The following is a 14,418-nucleotide window of genomic DNA, read 5'->3' as shown; positions in this document are numbered from 1 at the left end:
CGTCAGCCGACGCGGCGCTTGCGCTTGGCTTCGTCGGAGCGCGCCTGCTCGATGCGCGCGAAGTAGCCCGGCTCGATGCCGGTGACGTACTTGCCATCGAAGCACGAAGAATCGAACTCCGTGAGGTTCGGATTGCCCTCGCGCACGGCGGCCTCCAGATCTTCCAAGTCCTGGTAGATCAGCCAGTCGCAGCCCAGCTCGCGCTCGATGTCCTCGACACTGCGTTCGTGCGCCACCAGCTCGTCGGCGGCTGGCATGTCGATGCCGTAGATATTGGGATGGCGGACCGGCGGCGCTGCACTGGCCAGGTAGACCTTGCGCGCGCCGGCATCGCGCGCCATCTGCACGATCTGCTTGGACGTGGTGCCCCGCACGATCGAATCGTCGACCAGCAGCACGACACGGTTGCGGAATTCCAGGTTGATCGGGTTGAGCTTGCGGCGCACCGACTTCACCCGTTCGCCCTGCCCCGGCATGATGAACGTGCGGCCGACGTAACGGTTCTTGATGAAGCCCTCGCGGTACTTCACGCCGAGCACGTTGGAAATCTCCAGCGCAGCGTCGCGCGAGGTATCCGGGATCGGGATGATCGTGTCGATATCGTGGTCGGGACGCAGGCGCAGGATCTTTTCGCCCAGCTTCACGCCCATGCGCATGCGGGCCTTGTGCACCGACACGTTGTCGATCATCGAGTCCGGGCGCGCGAAATACACGTACTCGAAGATGCAGGGCGCGTGCTGCGGGGCGTCCGCGACGATTTCACTGAACAGCTCGCCGCGCGCCGTGATCACGATCGCCTCGCCGGGCTGCACGTCGCGCATGCGCACGAAGCCGAGGATGTCGAGCGCGGCGGATTCGGAGGCGATGATGTATTCGGTGCCTTCGCCATGCTCGCGCTTGCCCAGCACCAGTGGCCGGATGCCGTGCGGATCGCGGAACGCCACCAGGCCCAGGCCCAGCACCACGCTGACGACGGCATAACCGCCCTTCACCCGGCGGTGCACACCGGCCACGGCGCGGATCGCGGCTTCAGGGGTGAGCGTGCGTTGCAGGTCCAGCTCGTGCGCGAACACGTTCAGCAGCACTTCGCTGTCCGAATCGGTATTGATGTTGCGGCGGTCCTGCGCGAACACATCCTGGCGCAAGGCGTCGGTGTTGATCAGGTTGCCGTTGTGCGCCAGCGCGATGCCGTAGGGCGAATTCACGTAGAACGGCTGCGCTTCGTCCATGCCCTCGGAGCCGGCGGTGGGATAGCGGCAATGGGCGATGCCCACGCGCCCTTCCAGCACGCTCATCGCCTTGGCGTTGAACACGTCCCGTACCAGTCCGTTGTCCTTGTGCACGCGCAGACGCGTGCCGTCGGCCGTGGCGATGCCGGCGGCGTCCTGTCCGCGGTGCTGGAGGACGGTCAGCCCGTCATAAAGCTGGCCGGCGACGTTCTGGTTGCCGACGATTCCGACGATGCCGCACATGGTGGATCTACTCCGGTTTCGACGCGGGTGAGGCCGACGAGGGGGCGTGCTCCTGTGGTGCGCCGGGCTCTTCCAGCGGCAGGGGCAGCAGCGTTTGCAGGCGCGCATTATCGCCCGCTGGGCGTCCGTTGCCAAAGTCCAGTTCCTGCACAGTCCATTCCGGCAACCATTGCGACAACCATTGCGCACCCGGCAGCAGCACGGGGACGACGGACGAGCGTTTCCATTCAGGTTCGCGGGGCAACTCGGTGAAGGCGGCCAGCAGCAGCACGATGCAGGCGACGAAGGCCCCACGCGCGAGTCCCAGCGCCAGACCCAGCACGCGATCCAGACCCGACAGGCCCACCGACTTGACGAGGTGGCGGATGGCCCAGCCGGTCAGTCCGACGAAGATCATCACGCCGATGAAGCTCATCACGTAGCCGCCCAGCAACTCGCTCGCCGACGGCTGGCCGTCGCCCGACAACGCATGGGCCACGTCGCCGCCGTAATGGAACGCCACCCAGCCGGCCAACAGCCAGGCGACCATCGACGCGAGCGCACTGATGAAGCCGCGCATCAGGCCGAACAGGGTCGACACGCCGACGATGGCCAGCAGCGTCAGGTCCAGCGCGCTCATGCAGCGCGCCCGTGGCGCTCGATGCGACGGCGCGACGGCATCAAGGGTGCGGACGGACCATGCCGTCGACACCGATCTTCGATGCCACCTGTCCCTTCAGTCGGTCCGCATCGGCGCGGTTGGCGACCGGTCCCACGCGCACGCGATTGAGCGTGCCCTTGTCGGTGCGCACCTGTTCGACGAACGCACTGAAGCCGGCACTGCGCGCACGGTCGCGCAACGCGTTGGCGTCGGACGCATTCGAGAAGGCCCCAAGTTGCACGGCGAACCCGGTACCGGACGCGGCGGGCTTCGTCGCCTCGGCAGGCTTGGTCGCAGATGCCGTCGCTGTCGTCGGCGTGGTGGCGGCGGGCTTCGTCGGTGCCGGGGCGGCAGCCGGCTTGACCTCGGTCGTCGCAGGCTTCGGCGCCGGTTTCATGGGCTCGGGGAGCAGCGCCTGGGTGGTGACGGCGGGCGTGGCCGGGGTGGCCGTGGCGACTGACGCGACGGGGGCAGTCGACGGTGTGGCAGCCGGTGTGCCGGCGGGCACGTCGAGCGTCACGACCTGGGCGTTGACGTCGCCGCGGATCTTGATGGCGTCCAGGCGCGCGGCTTCGGCTTGCGGACGGTCGGCGTAGGGACCGACGCGAACGCGGAACGCGGGTTTGCCGTTGATGGTGGCCGGCTCGATGAAGCCCGGCAGGGTCGCCTGGCGCACACGGGCCAGGACGGCGTCGGCATCGGCCTGGGTGGCGTAGGCGCCGAAACTGACGGCGAAGTTGCCGGCCGCCGTCGCCGCCGGCTGAAGGGCGCCCGCAGCCGGCGCCGGCTCCGCGGCGGGCGCAGCCACCTGGCCCTGCAGCCCCACGGCACCGGACGCAGGTGCGTTGCCCGGCGTCACCAGCGGCAGCTCACGCGTTTCGAATTCGCCATCGGCCGCGGGCGGTACGTCCAGCGGCACGTCGGACACGCCACTGTCGGGTGCAGGCCCCTTCACCAGCATGGGCAGGAAGATGACGGCCAGCGCCACCAGCACGACGGCACCGATCAGGCGCTGTTTCAGGGCAGTATCCATCCAGGTCCACGGCAGCTGCGGCGGGAATGCCGCAGCGATTATACGGCGCGCATCGCGGCGCACCCCGTCATCGACCTGAATGCAGGACCTGCAACGCGTCGGCGACGGTGTGGAAGGAGCCGAACACCAGCATGCGATCCCCCGGCGCCGATGCGTCGAGCGCCGCACGCAACGCCTCCGCCACACCCCTATGCAACGATGCAACTTGCCTGATGCAGTCCTGCAGTCGGGCCGCAAGCTGTTCGGCCGTCTGCGACCGCGGCCCCAGCGTCAGTCCCGCAAGAAACCACTGCAGCGGCAAGTCGGCGAGCGCACCGGTCACGCCCTGCACGTCCTTGTCGGCAAGCGCGGCGAAGACCACCCGCGTGCTGCCGCCGATCGGATTGGCCTGCAACCACGACGCCAGTTCGCGCGCCGCCTGCGGGTTGTGGCCGACGTCCAGCACCACATCCACGGCTGCATGCCGGACACGCTGCAGGCGGCCCGGCAGCATCGCGCTGGCCACGCCCTTCGAAAAGGCCTCGTCGGGCAAGGCGTCTCCCGGCAAGGCGCGCAACGCGGTGATCGCGGTGGCGGCGTTCGCCCGCTGCGAAGGCGCGGACAGGACCGGCACGGGCAGGTCGAGTTCGGCGCCGACTTCGCGCCAGCGCCAGCGCTGGCTGTCGACGGGCTCGTGGAAGAAATCGCTGCCGAGACGCAGCGCATTCGCGCCGATGGCATAGGCATGGCGCAACACGCTGGAGGGCGAATCCACCTCGCCGAGGACCAACGGCTTCCATGCACGGGCGATGCCCGCTTTCTCCGCGCCGATGCTTTCGCGGTCGTGGCCCAACAGGTCGGTGTGATCGATGTCGACCGTCGTGATGACGGCGACATCGGGATCGACGATGTTCACCGCATCCAGGCGCCCGCCCAGGCCGATCTCGAGCACGGCCAGGTCGAGCGATGCGCGCTCGAACAACCACAGCGCCGACAGGGTGCCGAACTCGAAGTAGGTCAGCGTCGTGCCGCCGCGCGCGGCGTCCACCGCTTCGAAGGCGGCGGCGAGCGAAGCATCGTCTGCATCGACGCCATCGATGCGGACACGTTCGTTGTAGCGCAGCAGGTGCGGCGACGTGTACGCCCCGACCTTCCATCCGGCCGCGCGCGCGATGGCCTCGATGAAGGCGACGGTCGAGCCCTTGCCGTTGGTGCCGCCGACGGTGATGACGCGCGGCGCGGGCTTGCCGAGCGACATCCGCGCGGCGACCTCGCGCACGCGCTCCAGACCCATTTCGATGGACCTGGGGTGCTGGTGTTCGATATGGGAAAGCCAGTCGTCGAGGGTGCGCATGCGCGCCATTATCCCCCAGGCACGGCGCCCTTCGATCCGGCGCCACCCGCCTCCGGCATCTTCAGGGGCACGGCGCGCTGGCGTCCGGAACGCTGCACATGGCCGAGGAACCGCTTGCAGGCCTCCGCATCCTTCGCTTCGCACAGCACGCGGGTCACGGAGAAGCCATGCTTGCCATCCGTGGTCAGACGCGTGCGGACCAGTGTGGGCGCGTGCGGCATCTCACCGGTGTACACCTCCCAACGGGTCTCGCCGTTTTCGCCCGTCAACGTATAGAGGGCAATGTCGGCAGGCAAGTCGGGAAGGTCGATCGGCGTGGCCTGCGACTCCAGCAATGCCATGGTGGCGGCGACGCCGTCGGCTTCCAGCGACAATGGATCCTGGATGAACCGTGGCAGGGTTCCATCGGCATCCGGCGTCACGACCGGCACGCGGAGGCGCGGCGCGAGATGCGCGACGGCGGCGCGCACGGGCTCGTCCTCGTCCCCCATCGTGAAGTCGACCGGCACGCGCACGCGGCCACGGACGGCCTTGCCGTGCTCGATCGACGGCGCGTACGTCCATTCGTTCGCCGCATCGATCGCGGCGGTATCCAGCGACCGGTTGCCGGAGGATCGCTCGACCAGGATGCTCTCCACCGCACCGGTCGCCGTGACCGTGATGACCAGCACGACGGTCCCGGAGATGCCCGCACGCGCGGCGTCGGCCGGGTACTTCGGCGGCACCTTCGTCACGACGTGCGCACCGATGTCGTCCACGGCACCGGCGCCGGCCGCCGACAGCAGGCCGGTCATGGCCAGGACCAGGATCCAGGCTTTCATCGCAGTCTCCCCGTTCGCTCCCGTCCGGAGCGTAGCGCAGTCTCAGAGCGCGCGGTGCTTCGCTTCGCCGAAGAAGGGCGTGTGGTGCGCGCAATCATTGAGGCGCACGACCTCCAGCTGGTCGACCGTCGGGCCCTCCAGCAGGTTGAGCGTGGTCGGCGCCTGGCGGAACGTCCAGAGTTTCGCGATCGGCAGGCCGAGGATGCGGCACAGCAGGACACGGTTCACCGCATCGTGCGCCACGATCAGCAGGGTGTCGTCGTCGCCCAGGCCGTCGACGGCGCGCGCCAGGCCGCGCCATGAACGGTCCAGCACCTGGCGCAGCGACTCTCCGCCCGGCATCAGCACCGTGTCGGGTTCCTCGCGCCATGCGAGCAGGCGCGCCGGGTCCTTGTCCTGGATCTCGCTGGCGAGCAGACCTTCCCATTCACCGTGCGCGATCTCCTGGAGGTCCGCATCCGTCTGCAGCAGGTCGGCACGCGCCTCGCCCAACGCCAGCTTCGCCGTCCGCTGCGCACGCGAGAGCGGCGATGCCACCGCCCGATCGATGCGGACGTCCTTCAGGCGCAGGCCCAGTGCGGTCGCCTGCCCTTCGCCGACGGGAGAAAGCGGGATGTCGATCTGGCCCTGGTAGCGGCCTTCGGCGTTCCACGGCGTTTCGCCGTGGCGGGCGAGCAGGATGCGCATGCGTCGGTGTGTCCATTCGTGAGAAGCGATCCCGTTTCCGGAGGCTGGAAACGAGGACGGGAGCGGATCATACCCGCTCCCGTCCCGTGCCTGCCGCTCGGTTGCAGGTGTTACTGGCCGACGCCCATTTCCTTCAGCAGTTGGGGGGCCGGATAGACCTCCTGCATGATCCAGCGCAGGTATCGACCGTCCACGGCGATCATGCGGGTCATCTTCGGATCGAACACCCAGTTGGAACTCACCGATTCCCAGTTGCCATCGAAGGCGAGCCCGATCAGCTTGCCGTGCGCATCCAGCACCGGCGAGCCGGAGTTGCCGCCGGTGATGTCCAGATCGGACAAGTAATTCACCGGCACCGAACCGAGGCGCTTGTCCTCCAGTCCGCCATAGCGCTTGGCGGCCACGGCATCGAGCAATGCCTTGGGCGAGTCGAACGGATCCTGTCCGGTTTCCTTGGCCACGACGCCTTCCAGCGTGGTGAACGGCGTGTACGCCACGCCGTCCTTGGGCGCGTAACCCATCACGTTGCCGAAGGTGATGCGCAGCGAAAGGTTGGCATCCGGGTAGACGAACTCGCCCTGGCTCTTCTTGTAGTCGGCCAGCGCCTGCAGATAGACCGGGCGCGCAGCCAGGTTCTCGCCGGTGCGGGTCTTGCGCTCCTGTTCGAGCTTGAGCAGCGTCGGCATCACCGCCACCGCGTACTGGATGGCCGGATCGTTGCTGGCCTCGAACGCCTTCCGATCGGCCGCGAACCACTTGAGCCGCTCGTCGGTGCTGCCCAGCCGGGTGCCCGCCAGGCGATCCAGCGCGCGCTTGACTGCGGCAGCATCGTTGCCGCCCAGCCACGCATCGATGGCCGCCACCCGCTGGTCCGCCGGCAGCTTGAGGTACTCGTTCAACCAGTACTCCTGCAGTTGGCGATCCATCGAGGCCACGTAGCGGCGCTCCAGCTGCTTCTGCGCACCTTCGATGGCGGGCAGATCGCGCTCCTGGTAACCGGATTCGCGCTCGGCATTGGGCTTCTCGCGCTCGATCGACAGCCGGTACAGCTGCGTGGCAGAGCCGATCATCGCGGTGTTGTTGAACATCGCCAGCGTAAGGTCGCGCTCGCGCGTGGCCTTGTTCTGATCCAACAAGGCCAGCAGCTTTGCGTGCGCATCCAGTGCAGGCTGGCCTTTCACGCCCTGACCCTTGAGCCATGCCAGCACGGCAGCCTCTTCGCGCTTTTTCTGGCCGGCCGCGTCGATGCGCTTGAAGCCCTCGAGTTGGCCGTCGTAATTCTTGCTCGTGTTGTTCCAGCCGGCCATGGTGGCCGCGTACTTCACCTGGATGTCGGCGTTCTTCTTGCCGGCCTCCTGCACCATCGAGATCTGGTTCTTGTAGTGGCGCGCGATGGTCGGGTACGTCCAGGCGGCCGTGTTGTCGAATTCGGCGGCCAGCGCATAACGGTTGGTCGACCCCGGGTAACCGGCCACCATCACGAAATCGCCTTCACCCAGCGGCTTGTCGGCGAACTTCAGCCAATGCTTCGGCCGGTACGGCACGTTGTCCTTGGAGAACGCCGCCGGCTTGCCGTCCTTGCCCACGTAGGCGCGGTAGAAGGCGAAGTCGCCCGTGTGGCGCGGCCACATCCAGTTGTCGATGTCGCCGCCGTACTTGCCCACGCTGCCCGGAGGCGCGTACGCCAGGCGCACGTCCTTGATTTCCAGGTTCTTGAACAGGCGGTAGGTGTTGCCGCCGGAGAAGCTGTAGAGACGGCAGCGGAAACCGGCCTCGGCCTCGCAGTCGGCGATCAGCTTCTTCTCGAAGGTCTCCAGCGCCCTGGTGCGCGCCAGCGCGTCGGCGCCGGCGGAGGCGATGGCCGCCTTCGCGTCCTTCGTCACGTCGGTGATTTCGTCCAGCACGAACACGCGTGCATTCGGACCCGCGCTGACTTCATCGCCAGTCGTGGGCGCGTTGAAGCCGTTCTTGATCAGGTTGTTCTCGGCGGTGGAGTTCAGCTGGATGGCGCCGTAGGCGCAGTGGTGGTTGGTCACCACCAGGCCATTCGGCGACACGAAGCTGGCGGTGCAGCCGCCCAGCGCGACGACCGCGCCCATCGGATCGCCCGTGAGGTCGGAGAGCTGCTGCGGCGACAGCTTCAGCCCCGCTTTCTTCAGCGGGCCAGCGATTTCAGGCAGTTGCTGAGGCACCCACATGCCCTCGCCCGCCTGGGCGATCTGGGCGGCGAGCAGGGAGAGCGGAACCGCGAGGGCGGCGGCGAGCAGGTTCGGACGCATGGAAATCCCGGAACGGACAGAAGGTTGCGATTGTAATGAACCTGCCGCCCCGGCCGACCATGACTTTTGTCCTACGCCGGCCCTGCCTCCACGCCACGCATACGAGCCAAGGACCCCGCCACGGGTCCACCATGGACCGGGGCGTATAATCCGCGCCCTCATTTCCCTGGATCGATGCCCGATGGCACAGACGATGAAGGCGCTGGTGAAGCGCGAGGCCGGCAAAGGCATCTGGATGGAGGAGCTGCCCGTCCCGCAGCCCGGCCCCAACGAGGTGCTGATCAAGCTGGAGAAGACCGCCATCTGCGGCACCGACCTGCACATCTACCTGTGGGACGAGTGGAGCCAGCGCACCATCAAGCCCGGCCTGACCATCGGCCACGAATTCGTGGGCCGCATCGCGCAACTGGGTTCCGCGGTGACGGGCTACGAGGTCGGCCAGCGCGTATCGGCCGAGGGCCACATCGTCTGCGGCCATTGCCGCAACTGCCGCGGCGGTCGCCAGCATCTGTGCCCCAACACCGTCGGCATCGGCGTGAACCGCAATGGCGCCTTCGCCGAGTACATGGTGATGCCCGCCAGCAACCTGTGGCCGATCCCGGACCAGATCCCCAGCGAGCTGGCCGCGTTCTTCGACCCTTACGGCAACGCCGCGCACTGCGCGCTGGAGTTCGACGTGGTCGGCGAAGACGTGCTGATCACCGGCGCGGGCCCGATCGGCATCATCGCCGCCGGCATCTGCAAGCACATCGGCGCGCGCAACGTGGTGGTCACCGACGTCAACGACTTCCGCCTGAAACTGGCGGCCGACATGGGCGCCACCCGCGTGGTCAACGTCGCCAACACGTCGCTGAAGGACGTGATGGCCGACCTGCACATGGAAGGCTTCGATGTGGGCCTGGAGATGAGCGGCAACCCGCGCGCCTTCAACGACATGCTCGACTGCATGTACCACGGCGGCAAGATCGCGCTGCTCGGCATCCTGCCCAAGGGTGCCGGCGTGGACTGGGACCGCATCATCTTCAAGGGCCTCACGGTGCAGGGCATCTACGGCCGCAAGATGTACGAGACCTGGTACAAGATGACGCAGCTCGTGCTGAGCGGCTTTCCGCTGGGCAAGGTGCTGACGCACCAGTTGCCGATCGACGACTTCCAGAAGGGCTTCGACCTGATGGAACAGGGCAAGGCCGGCAAGGTGGTGTTGAGCTGGAACTGAGGTCGCGTCAGGCACAGGACAAATGAAAAGGGCGCCGCGAGGCGCCCTTTTCCTTACACGCAGCTGCCAGCGTCAGGGCACGGCGATACCGACCGTCAGGACGAGGCCCGGCTTGTAGATGTCCGAAGTACTGCGAAGCTCGGAGGCATCCGAGCCGAAGGTGTCGTAGTACCCCAGGGTCGCGGTCGCCGGGCCGAACGCCTTGGACACGGAGATGGAGCCGTCGTAGTAGTCGACGCGACCGTCGCTGCCGTAATCGATGGACGTGTAACCGGTGCTCGCGGCCACGGAAAACCCGCTGTCGCCGATGTCGTAGCTCGCCGACACGCCCGCATACACCTGGTCCGCGCCAGTGTTGCCGTAGTCGTCCGCATAACCGAGGATGCCGCCGACGGTGACCGGACCGCTCCAAGTGACTTTCGCGAGGTACTCGTTGTAGTCGATGTCGCCGTAATCGCTGGCGGCGCGCTCGTAGGTATAACGGTTCACGCCCAGGTCGATGTTCCAGGCGTCGTTGAGATCCTTGTTCCAGCCGACGAAGTAATCCACTTCGATGTCAGGACCGCCGCGTCCGAAGTCCACGTTCGATGCCCACGCTCCCACGTAAAGGCCGAACGGAGCGGAATACGTGGCGCCGACCTGGAACGCCGGCTTGTTGTCCGTCTGCGAGACGCCTCGGAAGACGTAGTCGGACGTGCCGGTGAATGTGGCGCTGAAAGGCGACGAGGCTTCTTCCTCGGCATCCTGCGCGAACGCGGACAGCGGCAGGGCCAGCAGCAGAGCGGTGGCAAGGGCGGTGGCGAGCTTGACGGGCTTCATCCGGAGTCTCCTGATCGGTTGGCGGACGGTGGCGGCGGAGGCGGTGATCGATATCGCACCGTAATCACAGCTTCACGGTTTTTTAACTGCAACCTGATAGTGCGCCGCACCAATCGCCTGCGTCAAGTGCTGGACGAAGTCATCGGAAATTGGTTTCTTTTTCAATCAATTCATGCAGTTACACCGCATCAGGCTGGTGCCGTTGCACCGCCGCGGGGAAACCATCCGAACCGTTTTGGTGCCAAATGGACGGACTGCCCTGGCAGCGTCGCCGGGCCTTCACGGTCGGCGGGCAATTCCACGTCGAGCTCCACGCCGCTGTCGACCAGACGCGTGCGCAGGCGCAGGCGCGGCCCGGTCCGCTGCGCGTCGACGATGATCGCGGGCCAGGACGACGCGCCGGCGGCATCGACGAGATGGAGATCCTCCGGCCGCACGTAAACGTCCGCATCCCCCTCCTGCCCCACCTGGCCGCGCGACTGCAACGGCAAGCCGGCGACACGCAGTGTGCCGTCCTCCCAGCGCGCGGGCAGCCGGTTGACCGCACCGACGAACGAATACACGAACGGCGATGCCGGCACGTCATAGGCATCGGCCGGACTGCCCACCTGCTCGATGCGGCCCCGGTTGAGGATCGCGACGCGGTCTGCCAGCTCCAGCGCCTCCTCCTGGTCGTGGGTGACGAAGATGGTCGTCAGCCCGGTCCGGTCGTGCAGTTCGCGCAACCAGCGCCGCAGGTCGCGACGCACCTGTGCATCGAGCGCACCGAACGGCTCGTCGAGCAGCAGCACGCGTGGCTCGATGGCGAGCGCCCGCGCCAGGGCCACGCGTTGCCGCTGACCGCCTGAGAGCTGCGCCGGGTAGCGCAGGCCGAAGCCGTCGAGCTGCACGAGCGAAAGCAGTTCCGCGACCCGCGCACGGATGGTCGCATCGGGCACGCGATGGCGGCCTTTGCGCACGCGCAGGCCGAAAGCGATGTTCTCCTCCACCGTCAGGTGGCGGAACAGCGCGTAGTGCTGGAACACGAAGCCCGCCCGCCGCGCCTGCACGCTGAGACGCGTCGCCTCTTCGCCGTCGAACAGCACGCGCCCGCGATCGGCATGCTCGAGTCCGGCGATGACGCGCAGCAACGTGGTCTTGCCGGAGCCCGAGGGTCCGAGCAGCGCCAGGAGCTCGCCCTGGCGGATGTCCAGCGACACGTCATCCAGCGCAGCGAAGTCGCCGAACTGCTTGCCCAGGTGTTCGATCTTGATGCCCATGATGTCGCCTTCTCAATGACGGTGGTTGGCGGCCAGGGCTTCGCCGTGGCGCCATTCCAGCCAGGTCTTCAGCACCAGCGTCGCCAGCGCGGTGAGCGCCAGCAGCGAGGCCGCCGCAAACGCAGCGCTGTATGCGTACTCGTTGTAGAGGATTTCCACATGCAGCGGCAGCGTGTTGGTGCGGCCGCGGATGTGGCCGGACACGACCGAGACCGCGCCGAACTCACCCAGAGCGCGCGCACTGCACAACAGCACGCCGTACAGCAGCGCCCAGCGGATGTTGGGCAGCGTGACGCGCCAGAACGTCTGCCAGCCGCTGGCGCCGAGGCTGAGCGCAGCCAGCTCTTCGTCCGTACCCTGCTGCTCCATCAGCGGCATCAGTTCGCGCGCGATGAACGGGAACGTCACGAAGATCGTGGCCAGCACGATGCCCGGCAGCGCGAAGATGATCTTCGGCAGTTGCACGTGCAGCTCGCCCAGCAGCGGCAGCGAGAAGCGCCAGCCTTCATCGATCAACGCGTAGGCCCAGCCCTGCGCACCGAAGATCAACACGTAGATCAACCCGGCGACCACCGGCGATACCGCGAATGGAAGATCGATCAGCGTCACCAGCCACCGCTTGCCGCGGAACTCGTGCTTGCTGACCGCCCACGCGGCCGCGACGCCGAAGGCCAGGTTGAGAGGCACCACGATCGCCGTCACCAGCAGCGTCAGTCGTACCGCGGCCAGCGCATCGGTTTCGGTGATGGCGGCCGCAAAGGCCGTCCAGCCGCCGCGCAGCGCTTCCACAAACACCAATGCCAGCGGCAGCAGCAGGAACGAGAGCAGGAACGCGAGCGCCCCCAGTACCAGCAGCACCTGCACCCAGGCGGGCTCGGTGGTAGCGGCATGGCGGCGGACGGGACGTGCAGGTGCATCCACGACAGACGACTCCGGCGGAACGGCGATGACGGCGGAGAGGGCGTCGCCCATGCTACCCGCCCGCCCGTTTGCCGGTCCGCTGCAGCCGCGCCTGCAGGGTATTGATCACCAGCAGCAGCGCGAACGACAACAACAGCATCGCGGCGGCGATCGCGGTGGCGCCCTCGTAGTCGAACTCTTCCAGCTTGATCGTGATCAGCAGCGGCGCGATCTCCGACACGCCCGGCAGGTTGCCGGCGATGAAGATCACCGAACCGTATTCGCCCACCCCGCGCGCGAACGCCAGCGCGAAGCCGGCCAGCACGGCCGGCCACAGCGTCGGCAGCACCACATGGCGCACCGCCTGCCAGCGGCTTGCGCCGAGCGTGGCCGCCGCTTCTTCCAGTTCGTTCTCGATCTCCGCCAGCACCGGCTGCACCACGCGCACCACGAACGGCAGGCCGATGAACACCAGGGCCACGGTGATGCCGAGCGGCGTGTAGGCCACCTTGATGCTCGCCGCCTCCAGCCACTGCCCGATCCATCCCGTCGGTCCATACAGCGCCGTCAACGCGATGCCCGCGACCGCGGTGGGCAGGGCGAACGGCAGATCGATCATCGCGTCGAACACCCGCTTGCCCGGGAAGCGGTAGCGCACGAACACCCACGCGACCAGCGTGCCCATCACGGCATTGAAGGCGGCCGCCGCCAGCGCCGTGCCGAAGCTGATGCGCAGTGCCGCCAGCACGCGCGGCTCCGTCCAGACCGCCCAGAGGCCGGCCGGCCCGAGCCCGCTCGCCTTGGCGAACACCCCTACCAGCGGAATAAGCACGATCAGCCCCAGCCACGCGAGCGTGTAGCCCAGGCTGAGGCCGAAACCGGGAATGACGCGCCGCGTGCGCGCCTTTCCGGACCACGGATGCACTGCCGCCACGTTACTTCGCCTGGATCTGGTCGAACACGCCGCCGTCGGCGAAATGCGTGGACTGGGCCTTCGCCCATGAGCCGAAGACGCCGTTGATCGTCACCAGCTCCAGTTTGGGGAAGCGTGCGATGTCTTCCCGCGCCGCGTACTGGGGGTAGCGCGGACGGTAGTAGTGCTTGGCAGCCAGGCGCTGGCCGGTCGGCGAATACAGGTACTTGAGGTAGGCCTGGGCCGCCTCGCGCGTGCCGTGCTTGTCCACGTTGCGGTCCACCAGCGCGACCGGCGGCTCGGCGAGGATCGACAGCGAGGGCACCACGATGTCGAACTTGTCGGGGCCCAGTTCCTCGATCGACAGGAACGCCTCGTTCTCCCACGCCAGCAGCACGTCACCGATGCCGCGCTGGACGAACGTCGTGGTGGACCCGCGCGCACCCGTGTCGAGCACCGGCACGTTGCGGAACAGCGCGCGCACGAAGTTGCGCGTCTTGGCCTCGTCGCCCTTGAAGATCTTCAGCCCATACGCCCACGCCGCCAGGTAGTTCCAGCGCGCGCCGCCCGAGGTCTTCGGATTCGGCGTGATAACCGAGATGCCGGGCTTCACCAGGTCGTGCCAGTCGCGGATCTTCTTCGGATTACCCTTGCGCACCAGGAACACGATGGTCGACGTGTACGGCGCGCTGTTCTCCGGCAGCCGCGACTGCCAGTTGGCCGGGAACAGCTTGGCGCGCTGTGCGATGGAGTCGACGTCATAGGCCAGCGCCAGCGTCACCACGTCGGCTTCCAGGCCGTCGATGACCGAGCGCGCCTGCTTGCCGGAACCGCCGTGCGAGGTCTCGATACTGACCTTCTGCCCCCTGGTCTTCTGCCAGTCGGCGGCGAAGGCGGCGTTGAACTCGCGGTAGAACTCGCGCGTCGGGTCGTACGACACGTTGAGCAGGTTGATGTCCTTGGCGCCTGAGGCGGCGGCCAGCGTCAGGCCGAAGGCCAGCAGCGCAGTGCGGACATGGTGGCGGATGGAAGTCTTCATGGAGGGT

At 67.4% G+C, this 14,418-nt stretch carries 13 protein-coding genes; 1 reads left to right on the top strand and 12 read right to left on the bottom strand.

Annotation, left to right across the window (positions count from 1 at the left end; translation table 11 throughout):
• Nucleotides 1-2: 2 nt before the first annotated feature.
• The 7 genes from purF to ACSQ19_RS12385 all read right to left on the bottom strand — a co-directional run bounded on the left by purF (nucleotide 3) and on the right by ACSQ19_RS12385 (nucleotide 8,265).
• Entirely contained in the window at nucleotides 3-1,472 is a 1,470-nt protein-coding gene (gene purF / locus ACSQ19_RS12415; protein WP_296279075.1) for an amidophosphoribosyltransferase, read from the bottom strand.
• Nucleotides 1,473-1,479: 7 nt separating this feature from the next.
• Entirely contained in the window at nucleotides 1,480-2,091 is a 612-nt protein-coding gene (locus ACSQ19_RS12410) for a CvpA family protein (protein ID WP_296279074.1), read from the bottom strand.
• Nucleotides 2,092-2,131: 40 nt separating this feature from the next.
• Complete coding sequence (locus tag ACSQ19_RS12405) at nucleotides 2,132-3,145, bottom strand: SPOR domain-containing protein (protein ID WP_435997314.1); 1,014 nt, start codon at nucleotides 3,143-3,145, stop codon at nucleotides 2,132-2,134.
• A 67-nt stretch (nucleotides 3,146-3,212) separates the two neighbouring features.
• A complete protein-coding gene (gene folC / locus ACSQ19_RS12400) occupies nucleotides 3,213-4,487 on the bottom strand; it encodes a bifunctional tetrahydrofolate synthase/dihydrofolate synthase (protein WP_435997312.1) in 1,275 nt (424 codons plus the stop codon).
• Nucleotides 4,487-5,299: an energy transducer TonB gene (locus ACSQ19_RS12395; RefSeq protein ID WP_435997310.1), complete on the bottom strand. Its 813-nt coding sequence runs from the start codon at nucleotides 5,297-5,299 to the stop codon at nucleotides 4,487-4,489. The genes folC and ACSQ19_RS12395 overlap by 1 nt, the downstream gene beginning before the upstream one ends.
• Nucleotides 5,300-5,341: 42 nt before the next feature.
• Nucleotides 5,342-5,986: a histidine phosphatase family protein gene (locus tag ACSQ19_RS12390; RefSeq protein ID WP_296279070.1), complete on the bottom strand. Its 645-nt coding sequence runs from the start codon at nucleotides 5,984-5,986 to the stop codon at nucleotides 5,342-5,344.
• Between the two features lie 110 nt (nucleotides 5,987-6,096).
• Complete coding sequence (locus ACSQ19_RS12385) at nucleotides 6,097-8,265, bottom strand: S46 family peptidase (RefSeq protein ID WP_435997308.1); 2,169 nt, start codon at nucleotides 8,263-8,265, stop codon at nucleotides 6,097-6,099.
• A gap of 181 nt (nucleotides 8,266-8,446) precedes the next feature.
• Here ACSQ19_RS12385 and tdh point away from each other — a divergent pair, with 181 nt between their 5' ends.
• On the top strand, nucleotides 8,447-9,481 hold the full coding sequence (gene tdh, locus ACSQ19_RS12380; RefSeq protein WP_296279068.1) for an L-threonine 3-dehydrogenase: 1,035 nt from the start codon (nucleotides 8,447-8,449) through the stop codon (nucleotides 9,479-9,481).
• A gap of 72 nt (nucleotides 9,482-9,553) precedes the next feature.
• Here the strand turns inward: tdh and ACSQ19_RS12375 are convergent, their stop codons facing one another.
• The 5 genes from ACSQ19_RS12375 to ACSQ19_RS12355 form a co-directional block, all read right to left on the bottom strand.
• Nucleotides 9,554-10,300 carry a TorF family putative porin gene (locus ACSQ19_RS12375; RefSeq protein WP_435997305.1) on the bottom strand — a complete coding sequence of 249 codons (747 nt, stop codon included), beginning with the start codon at nucleotides 10,298-10,300 and terminating at the stop codon, nucleotides 9,554-9,556.
• 188 nt (nucleotides 10,301-10,488) lie between these two features.
• Nucleotides 10,489-11,559 carry a sulfate/molybdate ABC transporter ATP-binding protein gene (locus tag ACSQ19_RS12370; protein ID WP_435997303.1) on the bottom strand — a complete coding sequence of 357 codons (1,071 nt, stop codon included), beginning with the start codon at nucleotides 11,557-11,559 and terminating at the stop codon, nucleotides 10,489-10,491.
• A 12-nt stretch (nucleotides 11,560-11,571) separates the two neighbouring features.
• Nucleotides 11,572-12,531: a sulfate ABC transporter permease subunit CysW gene (gene cysW / locus ACSQ19_RS12365; RefSeq protein ID WP_435997301.1), complete on the bottom strand. Its 960-nt coding sequence runs from the start codon at nucleotides 12,529-12,531 to the stop codon at nucleotides 11,572-11,574.
• A gap of 1 nt (nucleotide 12,532) precedes the next feature.
• A complete protein-coding gene (gene cysT / locus ACSQ19_RS12360) occupies nucleotides 12,533-13,393 on the bottom strand; it encodes a sulfate ABC transporter permease subunit CysT (protein WP_435997299.1) in 861 nt (286 codons plus the stop codon).
• A 1-nt stretch (nucleotide 13,394) separates the two neighbouring features.
• A complete protein-coding gene (locus ACSQ19_RS12355; protein ID WP_435997297.1) occupies nucleotides 13,395-14,411 on the bottom strand; it encodes a sulfate ABC transporter substrate-binding protein in 1,017 nt (338 codons plus the stop codon).
• Between the last annotated feature and the right edge of the window lie 7 nt (nucleotides 14,412-14,418).

Source organism: Pseudoxanthomonas sp. LjRoot127, assembly GCF_964253495.1.
In the GTDB taxonomy this organism is placed as follows: Bacteria; Pseudomonadota; Gammaproteobacteria; order Xanthomonadales; family Xanthomonadaceae; genus Pseudoxanthomonas_A.
The sequence above is the reverse complement of the archived record's forward strand: the minus strand, read 5'-3'. Positions and strand labels throughout refer to the sequence as shown.

Coding starts and splice junctions, on each gene's coding strand:
- ACSQ19_RS12410 (WP_296279074.1), bottom strand. CDS start 2,091: ATGAGCGCGCTGGACCTGACGCTGCTGGCCATCGTCGGCGTGTCGACC.
- ACSQ19_RS12385 (WP_435997308.1), bottom strand. CDS start 8,265: ATGCGTCCGAACCTGCTCGCCGCCGCCCTCGCGGTTCCGCTCTCCCTG.
- ACSQ19_RS12390 (WP_296279070.1), bottom strand. CDS start 5,986: ATGCGCATCCTGCTCGCCCGCCACGGCGAAACGCCGTGGAACGCCGAA.
- ACSQ19_RS12355 (WP_435997297.1), bottom strand. CDS start 14,411: ATGAAGACTTCCATCCGCCACCATGTCCGCACTGCGCTGCTGGCCTTC.
- ACSQ19_RS12405 (WP_435997314.1), bottom strand. CDS start 3,145: ATGGATACTGCCCTGAAACAGCGCCTGATCGGTGCCGTCGTGCTGGTG.
- purF (WP_296279075.1), bottom strand. CDS start 1,472: ATGTGCGGCATCGTCGGAATCGTCGGCAACCAGAACGTCGCCGGCCAG.
- tdh (WP_296279068.1), top strand. CDS start 8,447: ATGGCACAGACGATGAAGGCGCTGGTGAAGCGCGAGGCCGGCAAAGGC.
- ACSQ19_RS12375 (WP_435997305.1), bottom strand. CDS start 10,300: ATGAAGCCCGTCAAGCTCGCCACCGCCCTTGCCACCGCTCTGCTGCTG.
- cysW (WP_435997301.1), bottom strand. CDS start 12,531: ATGGGCGACGCCCTCTCCGCCGTCATCGCCGTTCCGCCGGAGTCGTCT.
- ACSQ19_RS12370 (WP_435997303.1), bottom strand. CDS start 11,559: ATGGGCATCAAGATCGAACACCTGGGCAAGCAGTTCGGCGACTTCGCT.
- ACSQ19_RS12395 (WP_435997310.1), bottom strand. CDS start 5,299: ATGAAAGCCTGGATCCTGGTCCTGGCCATGACCGGCCTGCTGTCGGCG.
- folC (WP_435997312.1), bottom strand. CDS start 4,487: ATGGCGCGCATGCGCACCCTCGACGACTGGCTTTCCCATATCGAACAC.